At 37.0% G+C, this 21,413-nt stretch carries 18 protein-coding genes and 2 pseudogenes; 10 read left to right on the top strand and 10 right to left on the bottom strand.

The features are described 5' to 3' along the window. Positions 1-411: 411 nt before the first annotated feature. Positions 412-1,556: pseudogene (locus C7Y47_RS22385) on the bottom strand (MFS transporter). Positions 1,557-1,925: 369 nt separating this feature from the next. On the opposite strand from C7Y47_RS22385, the gene C7Y47_RS22380 reads away from it, so the two are divergent. Beyond that, a complete protein-coding gene (locus tag C7Y47_RS22380) occupies positions 1,926-2,111 on the top strand; it encodes an SE1561 family protein (RefSeq protein ID WP_049668848.1) in 186 nt (61 codons plus the stop codon). Between the two features lie 185 nt (positions 2,112-2,296). Here the strand turns inward: C7Y47_RS22380 and C7Y47_RS22375 are convergent. Continuing rightward, positions 2,297-2,938 (bottom strand): annotated as a pseudogene (locus C7Y47_RS22375) (YwqG family protein). A 413-nt stretch (positions 2,939-3,351) separates the two neighbouring features. Here C7Y47_RS22375 and C7Y47_RS22370 point away from each other — a divergent pair. Together C7Y47_RS22370 and C7Y47_RS22365 are read left to right on the top strand one after the other, a co-directional pair. Beyond that, positions 3,352-4,893, top strand: coding sequence for a fumarate hydratase (locus tag C7Y47_RS22370; RefSeq protein ID WP_142510766.1), 1,542 nt, complete (start codon positions 3,352-3,354; stop codon positions 4,891-4,893). Between the two features lie 509 nt (positions 4,894-5,402). After that, on the top strand, positions 5,403-7,307 hold the full coding sequence (locus C7Y47_RS22365) for a heavy metal translocating P-type ATPase (protein WP_142510765.1): 1,905 nt from the start codon (positions 5,403-5,405) through the stop codon (positions 7,305-7,307). Positions 7,308-7,362: 55 nt separating this feature from the next. Here C7Y47_RS22365 and C7Y47_RS22360 read toward each other — a convergent pair whose 3' ends face one another. Together C7Y47_RS22360 and C7Y47_RS22355 are read right to left on the bottom strand one after the other, a co-directional pair. Further along, positions 7,363-8,301 (bottom strand): YihY/virulence factor BrkB family protein, encoded by a 939-nt coding sequence (locus tag C7Y47_RS22360; RefSeq protein ID WP_142510764.1) that lies wholly within the window; start codon positions 8,299-8,301, stop codon positions 7,363-7,365. Between the two features lie 23 nt (positions 8,302-8,324). Then, a complete protein-coding gene (locus C7Y47_RS22355) occupies positions 8,325-8,651 on the bottom strand; it encodes a YtxH domain-containing protein (RefSeq protein WP_142510763.1) in 327 nt (108 codons plus the stop codon). 434 nt (positions 8,652-9,085) lie between these two features. Between C7Y47_RS22355 and C7Y47_RS22350 the strand changes: the two genes are divergently transcribed. After that, entirely contained in the window at positions 9,086-9,307 is a 222-nt protein-coding gene (locus tag C7Y47_RS22350) for a DUF1128 domain-containing protein (RefSeq protein ID WP_142510762.1), read from the top strand. 67 nt (positions 9,308-9,374) lie between these two features. On the opposite strand, the gene motB is transcribed toward C7Y47_RS22350, so the two are convergent. Next, positions 9,375-10,145 carry a flagellar motor protein MotB gene (gene motB / locus C7Y47_RS22345; RefSeq protein WP_142510761.1) on the bottom strand — a complete coding sequence of 257 codons (771 nt, stop codon included), beginning with the start codon at positions 10,143-10,145 and terminating at the stop codon, positions 9,375-9,377. Next, complete coding sequence (gene motA, locus C7Y47_RS22340) at positions 10,129-10,932, bottom strand: flagellar motor stator protein MotA (RefSeq protein WP_079562711.1); 804 nt, start codon at positions 10,930-10,932, stop codon at positions 10,129-10,131. The genes motB and motA overlap by 17 nt, the downstream gene beginning before the upstream one ends. Before the next feature lie 865 nt (positions 10,933-11,797). On the opposite strand from motA, the gene C7Y47_RS25915 reads away from it, so the two are divergent. Together C7Y47_RS25915 and C7Y47_RS22335 are read left to right on the top strand one after the other, a co-directional pair. After that, positions 11,798-11,932: a hypothetical protein gene (locus tag C7Y47_RS25915; protein WP_255505301.1), complete on the top strand. Its 135-nt coding sequence runs from the start codon at positions 11,798-11,800 to the stop codon at positions 11,930-11,932. A gap of 193 nt (positions 11,933-12,125) precedes the next feature. Further along, positions 12,126-12,689, top strand: a complete 564-nt coding sequence (locus C7Y47_RS22335) for a beta-class carbonic anhydrase (protein ID WP_142510760.1) — start codon at positions 12,126-12,128, stop codon at positions 12,687-12,689. A gap of 49 nt (positions 12,690-12,738) precedes the next feature. Here the strand turns inward: C7Y47_RS22335 and C7Y47_RS22330 are convergent, their stop codons facing one another. Together C7Y47_RS22330 and C7Y47_RS22325 are read right to left on the bottom strand one after the other, a co-directional pair. After that, positions 12,739-13,326 (bottom strand): GNAT family N-acetyltransferase, encoded by a 588-nt coding sequence (locus C7Y47_RS22330; protein ID WP_142510759.1) that lies wholly within the window; start codon positions 13,324-13,326, stop codon positions 12,739-12,741. Between the two features lie 162 nt (positions 13,327-13,488). Continuing rightward, the gene (locus C7Y47_RS22325) at positions 13,489-14,319 is read right to left on the bottom strand and encodes a polyphosphate kinase 2 family protein (RefSeq protein WP_142510758.1); all 831 of its coding nucleotides are present in this window, start codon (positions 14,317-14,319) and stop codon (positions 13,489-13,491) included. 200 nt (positions 14,320-14,519) lie between these two features. On the opposite strand from C7Y47_RS22325, the gene C7Y47_RS22320 reads away from it, so the two are divergent. After that, positions 14,520-15,233, top strand: coding sequence for a hypothetical protein (locus tag C7Y47_RS22320; RefSeq protein ID WP_142510757.1), 714 nt, complete (start codon positions 14,520-14,522; stop codon positions 15,231-15,233). A gap of 26 nt (positions 15,234-15,259) precedes the next feature. On the opposite strand, the gene map is transcribed toward C7Y47_RS22320, so the two are convergent. Beyond that, on the bottom strand, positions 15,260-16,015 hold the full coding sequence (map, locus tag C7Y47_RS22315; RefSeq protein WP_142510756.1) for a type I methionyl aminopeptidase: 756 nt from the start codon (positions 16,013-16,015) through the stop codon (positions 15,260-15,262). 669 nt (positions 16,016-16,684) lie between these two features. Between map and C7Y47_RS22310 the strand changes: the two genes are divergently transcribed. After that, positions 16,685-17,908: an IS110 family transposase gene (locus tag C7Y47_RS22310; protein WP_142510755.1), complete on the top strand. Its 1,224-nt coding sequence runs from the start codon at positions 16,685-16,687 to the stop codon at positions 17,906-17,908. A 202-nt stretch (positions 17,909-18,110) separates the two neighbouring features. Here the strand turns inward: C7Y47_RS22310 and C7Y47_RS22305 are convergent, their stop codons facing one another. Next, a complete protein-coding gene (locus tag C7Y47_RS22305; protein WP_142510754.1) occupies positions 18,111-18,869 on the bottom strand; it encodes a TrmB family transcriptional regulator in 759 nt (252 codons plus the stop codon). 156 nt (positions 18,870-19,025) lie between these two features. Here C7Y47_RS22305 and C7Y47_RS22300 point away from each other — a divergent pair, with 156 nt between their 5' ends. Beyond that, on the top strand, positions 19,026-20,294 hold the full coding sequence (locus C7Y47_RS22300; RefSeq protein ID WP_142510753.1) for an MFS transporter: 1,269 nt from the start codon (positions 19,026-19,028) through the stop codon (positions 20,292-20,294). A gap of 584 nt (positions 20,295-20,878) precedes the next feature. Beyond that, positions 20,879-21,413 (top strand): IS110 family transposase (locus tag C7Y47_RS22295; protein WP_142510752.1); only part of this gene is annotated, 535 nt, incomplete at its 3' end.

The raw sequence follows: 21,413 nt of genomic DNA, 5'->3' as shown, positions 1-21,413 counted from the left end.
AAAACGGGCGTCCTCAAAAAATGAGTGACGCCCTTTAAAATCTTAGCAGCTTTAATTCTGTTAATGCACGGTGGATCGATCGATTTTTTTTATATTCTGCGATGTGTCAATATCTCCTCATTATAATTCATCTGAGTTAGTGTTCTTCTATTATATAGAGATCCAAAGTCCAAATATTACTTATCTACAAATATTATTTGATTTTATGTTAACTTGTCTGTATAATATCATTCTAGGTGCCAAACCTATGTGACTTGGACGGAACATCCTTGTCACGCAAAGAACGCCATAACAGCACGGATTTGCTGGGCGTTTTTTTGTTTTATGAGCGGGAAGATGAGCCCCGCTCTTTTATTTTGTCTAAAATACCCAAAAGTCTCCGAGCTGACTCTCTTTTTTCCGCTTCAAGAATCATTCCAAAAAACAACGCCCAAAGACTAATAAAACAATGGCTATAGCTAGCAAAAGCATCGCCACTAATAAAAGGAAGCTGTAATTTACATATTCTAAATAAACGCCTCCTAATGGCCCTGTTAAACTACCGATACTAAGAGCAATACCGCAAAGCAGATTTCCTGTTGGTAGTAACTCCTTTGGTGTTAAGTCAGCCATAAAAGTAATACCCAATGAAAACATCGAACCGACTAATGTACCTGTAAAGAAAAATGCTACAGCTACTGCGATTTGTGAATGCTCTACAAAACTTGCAATGCCAAAAATAACAGTCCCACCAAATGAACCTTTCAAGACATTGCGTCGTCCTACTTTATCCCCTATAGCTCCAAGTGGTACTTGTGTCAAAATCCCACTAAATGTAAAGACTGATAAAATAATAGGAATCATATCCACGTCGAAACCTTTTCGTAACGCATAAACTGGGAACAAGGCATTTAAAGAAGATTCTAAAAACCCATAAACAAATGGCCCTAAAAATGCAATCCACCCGAATGCAATAGCCATTTTATAACGATGCCACCCCCTTGCATGTAAGTCTCCCGTTAATCTCTCTGGTTTTTCATTTTGTAAAAGGAAGACAAAAGCACATGCTAATAAGCACATAATCGAGGACACAATAAACGGTAATGCTTCTGAAACTTGTATAAGTTTAACCATCAAAGGACCTACCGCAAAACCTGTACTAAAAGACAAGCCGTAAATGGCCATACCTTTTCCTAAGCTTTTATGATCCGTAGTGCTTGTAATCCACGTCTGTGTTGCAAAGTGTAATGCATGATCCCCTATCCCAATGAGTAAGCGGAGGGTAAACCAAAAAGTCACACTCTTCCATAAGGGAAACGCAAGCAGTGAAGCGAAGACAAGTGCATCGCCTATTAATAGCCCCATTTTCGTAATGGCTGCTCGATAAATGGTGAGATTAATAAAGTTCCTATGTATAGACCTGTTGTGTTCAATCCATTCAACGCAGAGGATACTCCATCACGTTCGAAAATAATTGAAATTAGCGGTAATAGCATCCCTTGTGAAAAGCCTTAAATAGATACAATTAACACTAGAATGGCAAATCTTTTTTTGCTGTAATCTGAGAAGTATGTCATCATTCCCTCCAACATCAAGTCGTTTTTCCAAATAACAGCATACAAAAAAGCCTTAGCGCTCACCACATGTGATTTTACGCTAAGGCCTAACTAACACTTATCTCCATTTAATTGTATAAACACGAATTTCGGCTTTTACATCGGCCGAGTACTTGTTTAAACTCCCTCCTTTTCGAGTTAGAGTTTTTTTGATTTTTGAAATCAGCTCCTTTACTTTTTCTTAATATTAATTTAACACACGCCCTCAATATTGTAAATATTCGGTCTATTGATTTTCGCAAAATAATCGCTTAGTCCTAGGTGTTTACCTAAACATTGAAATTTAGTCCCAAATCAGCTAAGATGAAGGGGATGAAATGAGGTGTATCTATGTCAAATCCAATCACTGATAAAAAACAGCAAATGAACTACTTAAAAGAGCGTCTTGAAATGTTTTTAGAAGTTTTAGATGCAATTGATCCTGAAACAACTGAATTAGAGGATATCGATCGTTTAATTCAAATGATGGATGATTTAGAAGACAAAATGGAGCAATTTAATGCTCGTGAACAATAACTACTAATCAATTTCTCCTTGGCGTAATTGCGTCCGAATATTAAAATCCAGTGACATCCGCCGGAGGCTTATCTTCAGGAAGTCTTTTATAACTGACTCTTCACTGTACAGAAAAGATTTGCTGGATGAAGATAAAAGCAAGCGGATGTGCTATATCCACTTGCTTTTTTCTGTTCCATTTCCGGTTAATAGCAATCCCAATTATATAGAACTTTACTAAAATCCTTTCGTTTAAGGTCATCTTCAGTAATAAAGAAATTTCCAACCCCGTCATCCCCCCACACAATATGTTCGCCTACACTATCAATCTGAAGTAACAAAATTGTTGAATCTATATAGTCGCCATATGCTCTTGGATCTTCTTAGGTAAAGAATGGATATCCGCCAATTTTATGACCTGAACTATTTAAGGTTTCATAAAATGAGTCTACTAAAATATCATTGTCTTCTATATTAGCAAGGATCTTCGCATATAGTTTTTCACGTCTAAAGTCATGTGCTGATAATGGTTCGTAGCTTGTTCCAAAAGACAATGCCATTTCTTTTTCAACTGGAAAGAATAATTCTTTTTCTTTCTCTTCAACAAATAAGAAGTCTTGAACTAATTGCAGCTCATCACTGACAATATGTTCGTGGAAAATGACGCGGAAGCCCTCCTGATTTTGGCCATTCTCAAAGTCCATCCCTAATACATCATCATAGCCATCAATAAAAAACTGTAAAATCCCCTCTTCAGGGAAATTCGGTAAATGCTTAGATACATCTGCAAAATTAATTTGTGCTAGTAATTTTAATGGTTGCCCCTCAGGACTTTTCGGATATTCCATTGAAAGAGGAAAATACGGATCACCCGCAAACTTACTTTCAAATAAAGATGTTTTTCGTTCTTCCGTTTCAATAAATACAGTAGGCTGTATCGTTTCCTCTATTATAGTCCGATATTGTTCAAATACTTCAGGTAAATTAAGTAACTTCATAATATTACCTCCTAAAGGAAATTTTATATTTATTATAGAACAAACGTTCTTCGCCAGCAATCTTTATGGTGATTTGATCAGCTCGGCTTCAAAAGTGATCCGCCCACCTAAACAATAGATACATAATTTCATATTTAAATTACCTCTTTTTGAGAATAGACCTTTAATTCCGACCACAATGAGTTGAACTCTTTTTTTCATTAGTTGAAAAGAGTATAATGTATCGTGGAAATAATCAAATTTTCTATGGGGGGCAATACTAAATGAATATCCAAACTTTGGAGAAAAGTCTTTACGATTTAATTACTGAAACATCTACTAATCTACCAAAAGACGTACGTCGTGCAATTAAGAAAGCTAAAGAAGCTGAGAATTCAGGTACTCGTGCTGCAATGAGCTTAGACACAATCTCAACTAATATTATTATGGCAGAAGATAATGTATCACCTATCTGTCAAGATACTGGTCTACCAACATTCAAAATTTATACTCCTGTTGGTGTAAACCAATTAGAAATTAAAGAAGCTATTAAAAAAGCTATTTGTGATACATCTGCCGATGCAAAATTACGTCCAAATGCGGTTGATTCATTAACAGGCGCAAACAGCGGCAACAACCTTGGTGACGGTCTTCCTGTTATGAAATTCGAACAATGGGAAAAAGACTACATCACAATTAAGTTAATCCTTAAAGGTGGCGGCTGTGAAAACAAAAACATTCAGTATAGCCTACCATGTGAGCTTGAAGGTCTTGGCCGCGCTGGTCGTGATTTAGATGGTATCCGTAAATGTATCATTCACTCAGTATACCAAGCACAAGGTCAAGGCTGTTCAGCTGGCTTCATCGGTGTAGGTATCGGTGGAGACCGCTCTTCTGGTTACGACTTAGCGAAAGAACAATTATTCCGTCATGTAGAAGATACAAATCCAAATGCTGATCTTGCTAAATTAGAAGAGTATGTAGTGAAAACTGCAAACACATTTGGTATCGGTACAATGGGCTTCGGTGGTGAAGCAACATTACTAGGCTGTAAAATTGGTGTTATGCACCGTATCCCTGCATCATTCTACGTATCAGTAGCTTATAACTGCTGGGCATACCGTCGTATGGCTGTGGACATCAACCCTCAAACTGGTGAAATTATTAACTGGCATTATCAAGAAGGCGAAAAAATTACATTTAAAGAAGATGAAGTTGCAGCAACAACAGAAGATACTACTACAGATGTAGTGGAACTTACTGCACCAATTACTGAAGAGCAAATTCGCGCTCTAAAAGTTGGTGACGTTGTTTCGATTACTGGTCGTATGTATACTGGCCGTGACGCAATTCACCATCATTTAATGAGCCATGATGCTCCAGTTGATCTTAATGGACAAGTTATTTATCACTGTGGCCCTGTAATGGCAAAAGACGAAGAAGGTAACTGGACAGTAAAAGCAGCTGGTCCAACTACTTCTATTCGTGAGGAGCCATATCAAGGTGACATCATGAAAAAATTCGGTATCCGCGCTGTAATTGGTAAAGGCGGTATGGGACCAAAAACACTTGCTGCATTAGAAGAGCACGGTGGCGTTTACTTAAATGCAATCGGTGGTGCTGCACAATACTACGCAGACTGCATTAAAGGTGTTGAAGGCGTTGACCTAATGGAATTCGGTATTCCAGAAGCAATGTGGCATTTAAACGTTGAGAAGTTCACGGCTGTTGTAACAATGGACTCTCACGGTAACTCATTACACGCAGATGTAGACAAATCATCCCTAGAAAAACTTGCCCTACACGCAGAACGAGTATTTCAATAAGAGCTTTTTACGTTGAATAGTAACAATAGTTTTTAAACTGTGGAGTACACATAGCATCAGCTATACTGCAAAAACGAATTTATAACTTAATAATTTATGGCTCATCACCAAAAGTTAGGTATGACATTTATTAAAACGTATGTCAGTTGATTGAAGTGAAGACTAGACGCCCAAGTGCCTAGCCAGACCGGAAATCAGCCCCACTTTATAGTGATAAGCCTGCACAAGTTTGAGAAGCACAGAATATTCCTATGAATAACTGTGCTTTTCTTATGTTCAAAAATTATTTTAAAAATCCTCAAATCGCCTCCATCTCAATCCCGGCCTGCTTTTATCCCCACTCTTTAAAAATCCCTTCAAATTTCTTACTTTCTTTTTCCAAATACCTTTGTTATAATAATTCTAAATTAGAGAGGAGCTAATCGATAGCGATTTTCAATTAGATATTGTTTATATACATTGATTTATATGGGTTTTGATATTGATTTTCATTATCAGGAGGAATAAAAGTGGAACACTCTAAACGAGAAAATTATAATTTAATTGAGAAAACAAAAGAGCATGCTGAATTAATTGCTGCCCTTATAGCAGGTCTGTTTATTTTGCTTGCATGGCGTTTAGATACTAGCGGGCAAACGACAGCTTCTATTATTTTATATATAGTTGCATTTTGTGTCGGCGGATTCGCTAAAGCAAAAGAAGGCATCGAAGAAACCATTGAAAATAAAGAACTTAATGTTGAACTATTAATGGTATTAGCTGCAGTTGGCTCAGCTGCAATCGGTTATTGGACAGAGGGCGCTATTCTAATTTTCATTTTTGCCGTAAGTGGTGCTCTGGAAACATACGCAATGAATAAAAGTCATCGTGAAATTTCTGCACTCATGAACTTACAACCCGAAGAAGCTTGGCTTGTACGAGGGAACTTTGAACCAATGAAAGTTTCTATCTCTACATTACAAATTGGAGATCACCTACTCGTAAAACCTGGTGAACGTATTCCAGCAGACGGCGTGATCTTCAAAGGACAGTCTTCTATCGATGAATCCGCAATAAGCGGTGAACCACTCCCAGTGGCAAAACATGAAGGCGACGAGGTATTTGCAGGTACTGTGAATTTAAATGGCGCCATTACGATGGAAATGACAAAACCAAATTCAGAAACACTTTTCCAAAAAATTATCCAACTTGTACAAAGTGCTCAGAGTGAAAAGTCTCCATCTCAACAGTTTATAGAAAAATTCGAAGGTACTTATGTAAAAATTGCGCTACTCGCCGTTGCCATTATGATGTTTCTACCTCACTTCGTTCTCGGTTGGGACTGGACAACAACTTTCTATCGTGCAATGGTACTCCTAGTAGTTGCTTCTCCATGCGCACTTGTGGCATCCATTATGCCGGCAACACTTGCAGCAATTTCAAATGGTGCTAAACACGGTGTATTATTCAAAGGAGGCTTACATTTAGAGCATCTAGGTGTATTACGTGCATTAGCAGTAGATAAAACAGGTACTTTAACACAAGGTAAACCAACCATTACTGATTTTATTGTTCGAGAAGGATTAGACCGTGAACATGCAATAACAATCCTTGCAGGTATTGAAGCACAATCGAACCACCCACTCGCACAAGCAATTACTTTATTTGCAAGACAAGAAGGTATCACACAGTTTCCTCAAGCCACTATTGAAGATATCCCAGGTTGGGGGATCAAAGGTAACGTTAATGAGGTCGAATATCTTGTCGGGAAACCAGACTTTGTTGGTCTAGATGAGGCAATCGAATTTGCAAATGGCGCAGCAGAAAGCCTTGCCTCAGAAGGAAAAAGTGTTATTTTCATTCGTGACAAAGATGGCATTGTCGCATTGGCAGCCCTAAAAGATACAGTTCGCAGTGAAGCAAAAAAAGCAATATCATTACTAAAAGAGCTAGGCATTGATGTTGTCATGTTAACAGGCGACAACGAGAAGACTGCAAAGGTAATTGCCAAAGAAGCAGGCGTGACAGAATACGTTGCAGAATGTCTCCCTGAAACAAAAGTGACTGAGATGAAACGACTCCTTTCTGAACATAAATTTGTAGGGATGGTCGGTGACGGTATTAATGATGCACCTGCATTAGCAACTGCAACTACCGGAATTGCGATGGGAGAAGGAACAGATGTTGCTTTAGAAACAGCAGATGTCGTTTTAATGAAAAATGACTTATCAAAAATTGCCTATGCTGTACGTTTATCACGTAAAATGCAACGCATCATCAAACAAAACATTTTCTTCTCTATAGGCGTTATCGTTTTATTAATTGCTTCAAACTTTTTACAGGTCGTCGATTTACCTCTTGGCGTAATCGGACATGAAGGAAGCACTATTTTAGTTATTTTAAATGGCTTACGTATGCTTAATAAAAACGCCTAAAACACAAACAGCCTCGTATCACAAAGCGTGATACGAGGCTATTCTTTTCATATTCCTACCTATTTGCTAGTGTCTCCTGCTTCATAAGTTCTTTTTGCAATACTTTTTTCTGCATCGTCGCATTTAAAATGCCACCAAAAATTAAAATAATTCCCGTGAAATATAGCCACAGCATTAAAATAATAACGCCACCAATACTGCCATATGTAGCGGAATAATTCGCGAAATTATTAATATAAAAGGAGAAAGCATATGTTACTGCCACCCAGGAAATAGTTGAAAATAATGCACCTGGCCAAACTCCCCTTAACTTCAAACGAGGAATTGTATTTGGAATAAATCTATATATCCCCATTAAAACTATAAAAATAAGTAGCGGTGGGATCGACCAACGTGTTCTATGCCAGATTATTTCAAACTGCTCCTCAATGCCAACAATCGAAAATAAGAAATGCCCCACTTGTTGCCCAAAAACCGGTAACAGTAGAACAACAGCAATAACAACGACAAATACCAAGGTAAAAACAAGGGATAGCCCTCGATCTAATAGACTCGCCCTAGTTTCTGTATCATAAGCCTTATTCAAGGCTCTAATCAACGCATTAATTCCTTTGGAGGCAGACCAAATTGTTCCAAGTACCCCGACAGATAATAAACTACTATTTCGGCTTGTTAAAATTTCATCTAATGTACTTTCAATAAGCCTATATACTTCGTCCGGCATTATATTCACTAGAAATGAATACACTTGCGTCGACTTTAAATTCAAATAGGGTAGTAATGTAACTAGAAAAATTAGTAACGGGAAAAAAGACAGTAAAAAGAAATAAGCCAATTGCGCTGCAAGAGCTGATATTTCTGCTCGTCGTAAGCGTAGTAGTAAATCTTGCATAAAGCCTCTTGATGTCATCACATCTACAGTATCTTCATCCGGTGAGACAAATGATTTCACCACACCGACAGCTGAATGTATCGAAGCTTTTTTCTTCTCCATACAAATTCCCTCCTGTACGACAACTATTCTTTATTAGGTAAAGAAAAGGCTGATTTCGTGTCATTAATCATGCCTTCGATCGTGGAAGGTAAATCTTTAAACTCATCAACTTTATCAATGATTGAGTTGACATTTTCTGAAACACTTTCACATAGCACTTTAGTGGCCAATACTTTTTCCTCAACTAGAACTTGTAATTCCTCTCGGTTGGTTGCATAATACGATATTGCTTCTTTCATCTTTTTCGTTGAAGCTATTGTTTTTTCACGCGTTGTACGGTCCAACATACTTAACGCAGCACCAACTGTGGCACCAACTACGATAGATGCTAATAATTTACTTCGTCCCATATTAAATACCCCCTGTTTTAGTAAATGTATTTGTTTTTTAGAGTAATAAATTAATTATGCCTCGGCATAATTACGTCCGGAGGCTTTAGGCCAACAGATATTTTTTGCGCGAAAGCGTAGCGTCAGCGGCAGATGTTTTTGCTCGAAAGCGTAGAGACAACTATAGTATGATGTTGGTCACTCAGTCGTGTGTTGTTGTTGTTGCTGTCGCTTCGCTTTCGCACAGATAAATTGTCACTGGACGCGGCGTTCTTAGACTGAGTTCCTCTAATTAAGCGGATGTTTGAACACCTGCCGACAGATGTTAAACTACTTACTGCCCTTATTCTACCCAATAACAGTCTATTTTTAAAGCAATGTCAAAATACAGTGTTGACATTTTTTTTATTCAATGAAATGATATTTTCGAGGATAACGAAAGGTAGGTTTAAATAATGGATTTATCAGTACCGTCAAAAGAAAACGTTATTTATATGATTGATCAAATGAAAGACAAGCTTCGCATGGTTAATGTTGATGCGATGAAATCGGAAAATTTCGATGAGGCTAATTACGATGACCTAGTCTATTTATACGAAATGATCATGAAGCGCGATACATTTAGTCCGAGCGAGATGCAAGCAATCGTTGCTGAATTAGGCGCTTTACGCAAATAAATAGAAGTTTCTAAACAAAAAGCTATTAGCAATAAAGGCACCAAAGCCGTTTGCTAATAGCTTTTTTCTATTTTGTACTTTTTACGGCAGAACCATCCTCAGTTACAAGTGGTTGTATTAACACTTCTACACGACGATTTTTCGCACGTCCTTCTTTAGAATCATTTGGTGCAACAGCACGGTTCTCACCGAAACCTTGTGTACTAAAGTTTCGACCATCTAACTTCGAGTTACTCTGCAATAAAATTTCTGCGAAGTTCACCGCACGTAACGCCGAGAGCTGTAAGTTAGAAGAGAAGTTTGGTCCAGCTGGAACATTATCCGTATGACCAGTAATAACAATACTACGTGGTGGATTAGATACCAACACATTTGCAAGCTCTTTTGCTATTGTTTTATACTCTGGTTTAATGTCCGCTTTCCCAGAATCAAACAGGATACTATCACGAATTGTAACAAGTAATCCTTCATCAGTCATCGCTGTAGCGAATTGACCTTCCATCTCATGAACAGCAATGAAATTATCAACACTATCTTTAATTTGAGCTAACTCCTGCTGATCCTTCAAGTAAGCTGAATTTTGTTGCGTTTGTGGTGTTTGGTCACTATCCGCATTCGGACTTTGTACCGGTGAAGGCTGATCTAAAAAGCTTGTTCCACCATCAAATACTTGATTAAACACCGCTGACATTCTCTCTAGCTTTTCTTGGTCTACTGAACTGGATGCAAACAATATGATAAATACTGCTAATAGCAGTGTTAAAATATCTGCATACGGAACTAGCCAAGACTCATCGATATGTTCATCATGCTTTTTTTTCTTAGCTTTCTTTGCCAAGGCCGCCCGCCCCGCTTTCATCAGAAATTTGACGACGTTCTTCCATTGTTAAGTAAGAAGATAATTTTTGTTCAATAACACGTGGCGCCTCCCCTTCTAAGACAGAAAGGATGCCTTCAATCATCATTCTTTTTTGCTTAACTTCGATAGCTGATTTACGTTTTAATTTATTCGCAAACGGATGCCATAAAACATAACCTGTAAAAATACCTAATAATGTAGCCATGAAAGCAGCTGAAATAGCATGTCCTAGCTTTTCTATGTCATTCATATCTGCTAATGCGGCGATTAACCCTACTACCGCACCAAGTACCCCTAAAGTCGGGGCATATGTACCAGCTTGTGTAAAGATTGCAGAACCACTAGCATGACGTTCTTCCATCGCTTCGACTTCTTCCGTTAGGACATCACGAATATAGTCCGCATTCTGACCATCAATTGCTAATGTAAGTCCATTTTTTAAAAATGGGTCTTCAATCTCTGAAGCTTTACTTTCAAGCGCTAATAGACCTTCGCGGCGAGCTAAATCAGCCCATTGTGAAAACATCTTAATAATCTCAATATCATCTGCTAATTTTGTTTCTTTAAAAAGAATTTTAAATAGCTTTGGTACACGCTTTAACTCCTTCATTGGGAAGGCAATTGTTACTGCGGAAATTGTACCGAAGATGATAATTAAAATGGCAGCCGGGTTATAAAACGCACTTAAACTTACACCCTTTAGCACCATTCCTGTTAATAGCGCTACTAGCGCAAGTATTAACCCTACAATCGACGATATATCCATTCTAGAACCTCCAAATCTCCTATTAAGCTTTATTTCGTCCTTTTTTCCATAATTTTAATATAGTATAAATGTATTTCACATTTTTTTCGATGAAATAAATACTTTTTATTCACCTTTCGACCATATTTGATTATATTGAATTAAGAATAATACACTAAATTGTCTTTATTTGAAAAAAGTTAAGAATTTGTTATTATTCTTCGACACAAAATTACTAAAAAATGCTTGATTAGTCATAAAATCAGGATTAAATATCCAAAAAAATCTACGCGTTCATATAAGTAATTCGACTGAAAACAAAAAACCACCTCAAATAATTGTTAAAATATCGCATAAAAATGGTATGAAACGGTTTAATGTCTATTTATCCGACAAAATACATTTTTCGCACTCGTTATGAAAACACTCCAAAAGACTCATTTGATTTCTTCTCATATTTAATCAATTATGCCTCGGCATAATTGCATCATTCGGCTTTTTGTTGGCACAAAGAGCTTCTTTCACCAACTAAAGACAGAGAGACTTCTATACCTGCCGCTACGCTTTCGGTACAAAAAACGTCGCGGCTAAGCACGGACAAGAAAATTTAAAATCAATTATTTCAACAGACGAAATGCACAAAGCTCAGTACATTACTTTAAGATTATTTCTAGGCAGAATATAGAAAGCGCCACTACTATTAGGTAAAAATAATCACTTTTCCGTATTATCAACTGGACAATTCAAGTAATTTATCCCTACTAATATTAGTCTGAACTAGGTATGTTGTGGATGTCATAAATTCTCCTTAGATTTTCCTAGTAACCTATTGTATAATTACTTTAGATAATATTGTAGATTATTTTAGTAGAGAGGGGCTTTTATTATGTTCGTAACGACTGTACTAGGCTTTAGTGTCGTTTTATTAATCTCTTTGGCATTCTTCATCCACTACCTACAAGTTGGTTTAGATTCTAAGTCTTCAGTAACTGTAGATCCAAAACCAAACGAAAAATTTTAATTTTGTTGAAAACAGCTACATAAGTAGCTGTTTTTTTTATCTTCCGGCGGATTTTACGGCTATTTAATTATTTCGATTTGCTAAACAAATTACTAAACTTCTTTTTTTTTCGTAAAAAGTCGCGTGAATATTGTCATTATTATTTGCATATTTATAGTTTTGCTCTAAAATAATTCCTGTAAGGGAGGGAGCCATGACAATGTTACAAGATATTCTTAAGTTTAATGAAGATTTCGTTCAAGAAAAGAAATATGAGCCTTTTATTACAACAAAGTATCCTGATAAGCGCATCGTTGTGTTATCTTGTATGGATACACGACTTGTAGAGCTGTTACCTAAAGCTATGAATTTGCGTAATGGCGACGTAAAGATCGTTAAAAGTGCTGGGGCATTAGTTAGTCACCCTTTTGGTGCAATTATGCGTAGTTTACTTGTAGCTGTTTATGAACTACAAGCAGATGAAGTGTATGTTGTTGGACATTACGACTGCGGTATGAGTGCAGTTGACCCAGAAGCCATGTTAAATAAAATGGTTGCTAGAGGGATTACCCCTGAAACTATCGACACGATCGAATATTCAGGTTTTGATTTAAAAGAGTTTTTACGTGGCTTTGGTGACGTAGCAACAAGTGTAAAGAAAAGCGTTGATACAATTCGTAATCACCCGTTAATGGTTAAAGACGTACCTGTTCATGGATTAGTGATTGATCCAAATACAGGTCGCCTTGATTTAATCATAGACGGTAGCAAACAATAATAAAAATAGAAGCGTCTATCCTTCGATACTGAAAGATAGACGCTTCTTTTTATTGACCCTCTAAACGTGCATACATATAATGATCCACCCATTTACCATTAATGTACAGCAGCTTTCTCAAAAGACCCTCACGCTGGAATCCAGCCTTTTCTAAGACTCGGATAGAAGAATTATTTTGTGTTGAAACATAAGCCTCTACTCGATGTAAGCCTACTTGCTCGAACGCAAATTGCACGACCATATTAACTGCTTCCGTGACGATCCCTTTTCCAATATAAATTTCATCCATCGCATAACCAACAAACGCACTAGAATACGGTAAACGTTTTACTGCATAAAGAGCAATATGTCCTATTAAATTATTTGTACCCGGCTCAAAAATACCAAAGGAAAATTCCCTTTTTGAGTCCATTAAGTATAAGCATTCTTGAATTTTTTTATATTGAGCATTAATTGTATAATATTCAGGGCGTTGTAACGGCTCATGTGTAGACCAAAAGTATTTATTGCGACTTACGAGATCGGTTAAACTTTGTGCATCTTTTTCATAAAATGTGCGAATGTAGCATTTCCCTCCTTGAATTGATACCACATTTTCACCCTTTTTCCTTAATAATCTCCAAATTTTAAGCACCATTTTTCCACACTAACCTTCCGATAATTATCAATACGTTTTAATGCCTGCGTCCATTTGCCAATGGAAAAAACACCCACTAATTGCAGTTTTACTTTATTGTATGTAAAAAAAGATGCTGCTACAACTAAAACATCTCGTCTTGTTGTTACAGCATCTATAACATTATTTCACTTTTTGTTTTTGTTTTTTAGGCTTCTCCTCTAGCAATTCAAGGCTAGACGATTCCGCATCTTCTAAATGTGCTGTGTCTAATACATTCGTTAAATGTAGGCCACGTTTTTTTGCCTCACATTCGATATGTGCTAGTGTTTCTTGCAGCACTTGTACACGAGCATATTTTTTATCATCTCCTTGTATTAGAACCCACGGAGCACTTTTCTTATCGGTCTTCGCAAACATTTCATTTGCAGCTTCTATATATTGAGGTGTTTTTTCGCGATTTCGCCAGTCTTCATCTGTTAACTTCCAAGACTTATATGGATCCTCTTCACGTTCTCTAAAACGGTTAAGCTGCTCCTCATCAGATACTTGAAGCCAAAACTTAATAACAATATAATCTCCTGCTGTTAAAATCTTTTCAAAGTTATTAATTTCTTCGTATGCACGAGACCACTCTTCATTTGTTGCAAATCCTTCAATTCGCTCAACTAATACACGACCATACCATGAGCGATCAAAAATAGCGATTTGTCCATGTTGTGGTAGCTTTCGCCAAAAACGTTGTAAATAATTGTAGCGTAGTTCATGAGGCTGAGGTGCTGCAATTGGGTGCACGACATAGCCACGCGGATCAGCACGTTCAATTAGACGCTTAATAGCGCCACCCTTACCAGCAGCATCCATACCTTCAAATACTAGAATTAATCCAATTTTATTTTTTAATAAAAACTGTTGAGCATTTAACATTTCATATTGGAGTACTTTTAATTTCTTTTTATACATTTTCTTATCCAGTTTCACTGATAAATCTAGATTATTTAAATTTTGAGTCATTAAAACTTCACTCCTTACATTTGAATATTTTCATTGTACTAAAGAAGTATATGGATAACTATCCAAATGGTAAATTGTAGATATTTTTAACGAAACACGCGATACATCGTTGGAAATTTCCGTTATAATGAAAATATAATGTTCAGTCCTATACTTATTTGTCTTTTCCCTATACAATTTAACACGAAGGGAGAGAAAACATGCCTCGATTTTTTTTGATGACAATAACTTTTATTGTCTCACTCATCCTAACCTTTTCATCCTATTTCATGAAAATAAACGATCATTCTTTTTTAGAGATCTTAAATCGTTTTCCAGTAATATTTGCACCGTTTAATGTTAGTTATATGATTTGGATTGTGGTTTACATGTTACTTGGTTATTGGTTAGTCATGAACCTAAAAAAGACATCTATTAAACAGACTGTTCTCTTTAGTAGCATATGTATCATGCAGGCGTTAGCAATTGTTGTTTGGCATCACGAACTATTTATCATGTCAATTATCAGTACGTTTGTTTTAGTACTGTATTTATTTAAGTTGTACAAAGCGTACCCTCTTAGCAATAATTCACTCACAGGTCGTATACCCTTCTCGGTTTATTTAGCATGGATTACATTTAGCCTAATGACAAATGTAAGCTTCATGCTAACATCTTATCAATGGAATGGTCTTGGCCTTAGTGATCCACTTTGGGCAGTTATTTTACTGACCATTGGAGCAGCAATAGCGCTACATATTCGATTCCATTATTTTGATATTATCTACCCAAGTGTATTTATCTGGTCCTATATCGGGGTCGCATTACATAATGGTTTCGATGAGCTACTTGTGACAACTGCAGCCTTGTTTTTATGTGGAGTGCTACTTGTCGGTATATTATTTATTAAAAAAAGTCCTGCCTACCAAAAATAAATTGGTTAGCAGGATTTTCAGCTTTTTTATTGTTCATCTAGAGAAGTTAAAATAATTGGTTTGTCTTTAGTAACGATAATTGAATGCTCAATTTGAGCGACTAATGATTTGTCTGGCGTAATGAATGTCCAGCCATCACCAGATTCTACAATATGCTCCGCTTTCGCTGAGATAAATGGCTCGACTGCAAGCACCATGCCTTCTTTCATAATTGTTGAATCCCAAGCATCATAGTAGTTTAAAATATGATTTGGCTCATCATGTAAAGAACGACCTAAACCATGACCTGTTAGGTTCATAATCACTGTTAAATCATTGGCATATGCTTCACGTTCAACAGCTTTACCGATTTGGTTTAATTTTGATCCAGCTTTTACTTTTGTCATCGCACGGTCGAAAGCACTTTTGGCTACGTGACATAGCTTTTCTTTATCCTCATAGCCTTCGCCAACTACAAATGAAATGCCCGTATCAGCAAAGTAGCCATTTAGTGACCCAGATACGTCTATATTGACGATATCTCCCTCGTTAATCACTCGTTTACTAGGAATACCATGTGCGACTTCCTCATTCACACTAATACATGTGTAGCCTGGGAAATCATACTCCCCTTTAGGTCCAGAAATTGCTCCTGCTTCAGCAAACATACGACCTGCAATTTCATCTAATTCAAGTGTTGTTACACCTGGTTTTGTAGCAGCCTTCATTGCCTCACGAATTTCAGCACAAATACGGCCGATTTTTTTAAATGCTTCAATCTCTTCTTGCGTTTTTACAATCATTTTTAACGTCCCTTTCATCTAATGTATACAACTTAATATAACATAACTTTCTTTGCATAAACCGCTAAACGCTTTAAATATTATATGTCATTATAAATTGTAAAGTGCCGACATCTCCATAACGTGAGGTTGATTTCCATTCCGGCTGAGCGCTTTGTTGCTGCCGCTCCGCTTTCGCGCAGAGCAGAGTTTCCTGGGGGCGTCCGATGAGCCGCTTCACTCGCGATGCTCGCTGCAGGGTCTCATCTGTGACGCTAATCCCCGAGGAGTCGCCCATCCTCCACTCCAATCAACAAATATACAATGTATACTTTTCAACAAATGTCATCCCTTGCTAGCTAAAAAACAAAGGCTGTTTTCTCAAAGATTGTTGCTTCTGGTTTGACTACCTTCTTCAACTAAAGCACCCGTTAGCCATCCATGTAGCGCAAAAAACCAGCGCTACACCACAGAAGATGAAAATGTACTCAGAACGGGTATTGAATACTACGGCTGGGAGAGGAAGGTCGATAAACTATGGTGCCTTGAGCCCTTCCGTTAGTCTGACTCCAACGACCACGGTGTATCACTGACTGTCGCTCCCTCACGGGAAGCACTCATGGGAGATTCATCCTACTCAGGTTGCTGCACCAGCCTCTAATTTGATTGGCCGTAGAAAGGATGTTTCTAATGGAAGTCATCATTGAACGTGCATGTGGCATGGATATTCATAAGGATTCGATTACCGCATGTATTATGACACCAGAAGGTAAAGTGATTCAAACCTTTTCTACTAAAACTGTTTTTCTATTGCAGTTAATTGATTGGATTAAAGAACACGGTTGTACGCATGTAGCTATGGAAAGTACAGGTGTATTTTGGAAGCCTATTGTAAACATACTCGAGGCTGAGAATATCGAATTTTTAGTTGTAAATGCTCAACATATCAAATCGGTTCCTGGTCGTAAAACTGATGTTAAAGATGCGGAATGGATCGCTAAGTTACTTCGTCACGGATTACTTAAAGCTAGCTTCATTCCAGATCGCACCCAACGTGAATTACGAGAATTAGTTCGGTATCGTCGAAGTATGATTGAAGAACGAGCGAGACAACATAACCGCATTCAAAAGGTACTCGAAGGTGCGAATATTAAACTTGGTTCTGTTGTATCAGATGTGATGGGGGTTTCCTCTCTTGATATGCTTCGTGCCATTGCCGAAGGTGAAAATGATCCAGAAAAGTTAGCTGGTTTCGCTAGACGTTCAATGAAAAAGAAAAAAGCAGAGCTTGAACTCGCACTTCGTGGCTATATCCAACCACATCAACGACTAATGATTAAAACCATTCTTACTCATATTGATTTTCTGACTGCACAAATTGAATTGTTAAATCAGGAAGTAACTTGCCGGCTTTCCACACACCAAGAAGATATCGAAAGATTGGACTCCATTCCTGGAATTGCCACTCGAATGGCGGAACAAATCCTAGCTGAAATTGGAACTAATGTAGAAAAGCAATTTCCAAGTGCAGCACATCTTTGTTCTTGGGCAGGACTAGTACTTGGACACAACGAAAGTGCAGGAAAAAGGAAATCCTCCGCTATGAAGAAAGGCAATAAATATTTGAAATCGGCTCTAATTGAAGCAGCTCATTCTGTCAGGGGATCTAGAACCTATCTAGGTGCATTATATAGACGGACTGCAACCCGAAAGGGTAAAAAACGCGCAGGAATATCCGTAGCTCATGCCATCTTACGCATTGCTTATTACCTTTTAACACGGAAAGAAATGTATATAGACTTGGGCGAAGACTACTTTGATAAACAAAAAGAACAATCTATTATTCGATATTCTGTTCGGAGACTTGAAAGTTTGGGTTACGATGTGACCATCACTGAAACGGATGCTCCCTAATACAAACTAAACCAGATCTTTATTTTAGGCGCTACCATTTTTTTGAATATAAAGGTCGCGTTTGTTTTAGCATGGATTTTTTTAGTGCCAGAGATTTTATTTTCATGGGAGTTGAATAAGACAATACAAAATTCGTTTATTCTTTAAGATTGAAACCCACTCTAAAAAATTTCTTTTTTTACAGTAATGCTGCCAAATTTGTTTAATAACGAAGTTTCAGAAGTGCTTCTTTTATGTCTTCATCTTCCATTAAAATGTTATGATAGCGCTGCGTGATTTTAGTTAGAGCGACATCGTGATGGAAAAAATCTGTAAAAAACTTTACGAGTGGCGGCGATTGAGTTCGAATTGCTTGCCAACTGTCTTCTTCCATTCCAGCAAACAACATTTCAACCTCATCAACAATTAAAATTCTGCCTCGTTCCAACATATTATGATTTTGATTTGGGATTAGAGTGTAGATAGTTGGGATAATAGTATTGACTTTTCCAATTACGTGAATAACTACTTCCAAACCATCCTGATATTTTTTCTCCAGTAAAGGCAAATAATTTTGTAAATCATCTCCCCACATGAAGATTAAAATAGATTTTGTCGCTTTCTGTGATAACTCCTTTATCACAGAGGTAATTGATTGATTCTCTTTTAATGTCCAAACTCGATCATCCACTTCCATTTCCACTACTTCTATTTTTTTCAGTTCTTCTATATCTGAATCAAAGTCTATTTTTAATTTTTCAATTAATGCATCCATCGGCAATGCAGTGTATAAGCGCTTCTTCTCAATAGTTGCTTCTAACAAAATCCCTTTAACTACAAGCCTATTTAAAATTTCATAGATTTTTGTACGAGGTACGCCTGATCGTTTTACAATTGCCGTCGCATCAAGAGCTTGATTAACGGTAATAAGTGATGTATACACTTGACTTTCATATTGTGTAAAACCAAATTTTTGAAGCATAAAATCTCCTCTTTTATAAATAATTTTAGTTCCTTCAACTAGCATAAACCAATCTACAAAGTAATTTCCACTTGTTTTTATAAATCCAAATGATATACTTACAAAAGTTGTTACCCTTGCGGTGGTAACATAATATCAAAAATAACGAGGTGTTTTATGGATAAGCGAGTGTACTTACTAACAATAGTTTCTTTTGTTGTTGGTTTAGCAGAATTAATTTTAGGGGGTATTCTTCACTTAGTTGCCCAAGATTTTAATGTTTCACTTGGACGAGCAGGTATGTTAATTTCAATTTTTTCCTTTGTGTATGCCATTTCTGGACCGATTCTTTTATCAACAACTTCTAAAGTTGAAAGAAAAAAACTCATATTGATTACATTGCTTGTATTTCTTTTTGCGAATGTAATTGCTTGGTTAAGCACAGGCTATAGCATGCTTTTGCTTGCTCGAGTGTTGTCGGGCATAAGCGCATCCTTACTTATTTCTTTATGCGTAACTATTGCTTCAAATATCGTATCGGAAGCATATCGTGCTCGAGCAATAGGAGTCGTCTTTATGGGTGTAACCGGGTCATTAGTGCTTGGTGTTCCGTTGGGATTAGTGCTTGGTAATTCTTTTGGCTGGAATGCGCCATTCTTACTTATAGTTATCCTTACTGTCATATCCATTATTTTTATTTATTTCTCTATGGATAAAATTGAGCCTAAATCAGGTATACCATTAAAAAAACAACTAAAAGAACAGCTGAGCTCATTGAAAAGCAGGAAAATTGTATTGATACAGTTAACGTCATTTTTATTCATATCTGGACATTTAATACTATATGCTTACCTCACTCCATACTTGGAAGCAACTTTGGGATTAGAAGGTAACTGGATTAGTATCATTTTATTGATTTTTGGAGTAGCTGCCATCATTGGCGGTGGCCTTGGAGGATTTTTATCTGACCGCTTCGGCCCTCAAAGATGCATAATCGGTATAATTATATTTTTCACCATATCGCTTATTTCAATTCCATTTTCAATAAAGTTTTTCCCTTTATTTATTGTTGTATTGATGATGTGGAGTATGCTAAGTTGGGCACTAACACCTGCCATACAAAGTTACTTAATCGTCACTGCTCGAGAGAATTCTGATATTCAGCAGAGTATAAATAACTCAGCCACACATCTTGGTATTGCACTGGGTTCTATGATTGGTGGAGTTGTAATTGAATATTCTAGAATCGAAATTAATCCTATAGTTGGTGCAATATTTGCATTATTTTCTCTTTTTGTTGTGTCTTTAACTATGATTAAAGGTAAGAAAACTCAAAAAAATGAAGCTGGACCTGAATTTTCACAATCCGCCTACAAGAAAGTTCAAGGTTTAGAACCAGGGATTACTAAAATTAACTTTGATGATAAGTTAAATGCAAATAAATAAAATATCAGTTATTCTAAGTTAAACTTGTTTTTTAAAAGAAGTCATCTAGTGGCACTAGATGACTTCTTTATATATACCCTAAAAAGTGGGATATTATAGTAAAGGTTTCCGCTCTAATCTTAGGTGGATTCTGTAGTGATGGAATTTAAAATTCCGCATTGGTATATCTGTTTAAAGTAACCTTCTTGTTCAACTAAACTGCCCCGTTAGCCATCCATGAAGTGCAAAAAGCAGCACTTCACCACAGAAAATGAAAGATGATTAAGTTCTTTCATGGGAGTTGAACAAGAAAAAGATGGGATCGCAGTTTAATCCCATCTTGAAGTAAAGCACCCGTTCGTATTATAAGGTCAGCCAGAGTAATCTGGTTGACTATTTTTTATTCAATTTATAGATTGATAGTAGCCGGGGTCGAACGGAAGCACCCGTGGGACTAGATCCCGACAACTAAACTGTTCGCCCTCTACTTGTTAACACATGATTAGGCTGGTTGGGACATTACGATCTCGTATAACAAGCGAAGATATGAATAACAAGCTAGATAGAGGTTACCGGTCAATACACTACCTTAGGAGGAGATAAACATGAATCCAGTAGTTGGTCTGGATGTCGCAAAAGGTGAAAGTCAGATTCAAATGTTCTTGGATAAAAAAATGCCCTATAAAAATAGTGTGAAAGTTGAACATACGGTGGAGGGGCTTGAAGAGTTACACTCTTATTTAATAGATTTAGAGCATCAAACAGGGATGAAACCACCTGTTGTTTTGGAGTCCACAGGACACTACCATGCCCCAGTTGTTCAGTTTTTAGAAGCAAGAGAGTACGTTGCCATTATCGTAAATCCACTAATATCTTACCGAGCAAAAAGTTCTAGCTTACGAAAAACCAAAACAGATGCCATTGATGCTTATCACTTAGGCGAACTATATTACAAAGAGGATTTAGAGCCTCAGAAAAAACGTGGTATTCGGCTTTTAAACCTTCGGCATCTGACAAGGCAACACGAAAATATGACAGGAATTATGGTTCAAACAAAGCTACAATTTCAAGCTGTATTAGATCAAGTTTTCCCTGAGTATAAAGGAGTTTTTGGTGATTTGTACGCAGAGATTTCATTAA

Source organism: Lysinibacillus sphaericus (genome assembly GCF_006864135.1).
Classification (GTDB): domain Bacteria; phylum Bacillota; class Bacilli; order Bacillales_A; family Planococcaceae; genus Lysinibacillus.
The sequence above is the reverse complement of the archived record's forward strand: the minus strand, read 5'-3'. Positions and strand labels throughout refer to the sequence as shown.